The organism is Bacillus sp. GZB, from assembly GCF_001975995.1.
Taxonomy (GTDB): Bacteria; Bacillota; Bacilli; order Bacillales; family Bacillaceae; genus Bacillus; species Bacillus velezensis.
In genome coordinates this window covers 1-1,414 of the sequence record NZ_MTQG01000012.1, presented here as the reverse complement: position 1 = coordinate 1,414, position 1,414 = coordinate 1, and the positions used below count along the sequence as shown (strand labels likewise).

Genomic DNA, 1,414 nt, shown 5'->3' with positions numbered 1-1,414 from the left:
ACTCTCAATGGTTTGGTGGCGATAGCGAAGAGGTCACACCCGTTCCCATGCCGAACACGGAAGTTAAGCTCTTCAGCGCCGATGGTAGTCGGGGGTTTCCCCCTGTGAGAGTAGGACGCCGCCAAGCTATTATACGTAAGTGTAATATATGGAGGATTAGCTCAGCTGGGAGAGCATCTGCCTTACAAGCAGAGGGTCGGCGGTTCGAGCCCGTCATCCTCCACCATATTTGCCGGCCTAGCTCAATTGGTAGAGCAACTGACTTGTAATCAGTAGGTTGGGGGTTCAAGTCCTCTGGCCGGCACCATTTTTGGACAAGATAATAACATAAGTCTTTTAAAAAGAGCCATTAGCTCAGTTGGTAGAGCATCTGACTTTTAATCAGAGGGTCGAAGGTTCGAGTCCTTCATGGCTCACCATGTTACGCGGGTGTGGCGGAATTGGCAGACGCGCTAGACTTAGGATCTAGTGTCTTATGACGTGGGGGTTCAAGTCCCTTCACCCGCATTATACAGGATAGTTATCCTGTATGCGGAAGTAGTTCAGTGGTAGAACACCACCTTGCCAAGGTGGGGGTCGCGGGTTCGAATCCCGTCTTCCGCTCCAACTATACCATCCACGCCGGGGTGGTGGAATTGGCAGACACACAGGACTTAAAATCCTGCGGTAGGTGACTACCGTGCCGGTTCAAGTCCGGCCCTCGGCATTATTGTTATGCGCCCGTAGCTCAATTGGATAGAGCGTTTGACTACGGATCAAAAGGTTAGGGGTTCGACTCCTCTCGGGCGCGCCATAATATTTTTAAAAATCGGGAAGTAGCTCAGCTTGGTAGAGCACATGGTTTGGGACCATGGGGTCGCAGGTTCGAATCCTGTCTTCCCGACCACTTCGGGGCCTTAGCTCAGCTGGGAGAGCGCCTGCTTTGCACGCAGGAGGTCAGCGGTTCGATCCCGCTAGGCTCCACCATTTATAAAAAATATGTTGACTTTAAAAGAAACTTATTATAAACTTAAAAAGTTGCTTGAGAAAGTGAACAAAATGATCTTTGAAAACTAAACAAGACAAAACGTACCTGTTAATTCAAAGTTTTAAATAAATCGCACAGCGATGTGCGTAGTCAGTCAAACTACTTTATCGGAGAGTTTGATCCTGGCTCAGGACGAACGCTGGCGGCGTGCCTAATACATGCAAGTCGAGCGGACAGATGGGAGCTTGCTCCCTGATGTTAGCGGCGGACGGGTGAGTAACACGTGGGTAACCTGCCTGTAAGACTGGGATAACTCCGGGAAACCGGGGCTAATACCGGATGGTTGTTTGAACCGCATGGTTCAGACATAAAAGGTGGCTTCGGCTACCACTTACAGATGGACCCGCGGCGCATTAGCTAGTTGGTGAGGTAACGGCTCACCAAGGC

General features: G+C 50.4%; 9 tRNA genes and 2 rRNA genes. All 11 read left to right on the top strand.

Going from position 1 to position 1,414, the window contains the following annotated elements:
* The first annotated feature begins 11 nt into the window (after nt 1-11).
* Nucleotides 12-127 (top strand): 5S ribosomal RNA (gene rrf / locus BXO87_RS05740).
* A 23-nt stretch (nt 128-150) separates the two neighbouring features.
* Nucleotides 151-226 (top strand) — tRNA-Val (locus BXO87_RS05735).
* Nucleotides 227-231: 5 nt separating this feature from the next.
* Nucleotides 232-307 (top strand) — tRNA-Thr (locus tag BXO87_RS05730).
* A gap of 36 nt (nt 308-343) precedes the next feature.
* A tRNA-Lys gene (locus BXO87_RS05725) sits at nt 344-419 on the top strand.
* A gap of 6 nt (nt 420-425) precedes the next feature.
* A tRNA-Leu gene (locus BXO87_RS05720) sits at nt 426-507 on the top strand.
* A gap of 24 nt (nt 508-531) precedes the next feature.
* A tRNA-Gly gene (locus tag BXO87_RS05715) sits at nt 532-606 on the top strand.
* A 14-nt stretch (nt 607-620) separates the two neighbouring features.
* Nucleotides 621-706 (top strand) — tRNA-Leu (locus tag BXO87_RS05710).
* Between the two features lie 10 nt (nt 707-716).
* Nucleotides 717-793 (top strand) — tRNA-Arg (locus BXO87_RS05705).
* 16 nt (nt 794-809) lie between these two features.
* Nucleotides 810-886: transfer RNA gene (locus BXO87_RS05700), tRNA-Pro, on the top strand.
* Nucleotides 887-890: 4 nt separating this feature from the next.
* Nucleotides 891-966: transfer RNA gene (locus BXO87_RS05695), tRNA-Ala, on the top strand.
* Nucleotides 967-1,131: 165 nt separating this feature from the next.
* A 16S ribosomal RNA gene (locus BXO87_RS05690) occupies nt 1,132-1,414 on the top strand; the annotation flags it as partial.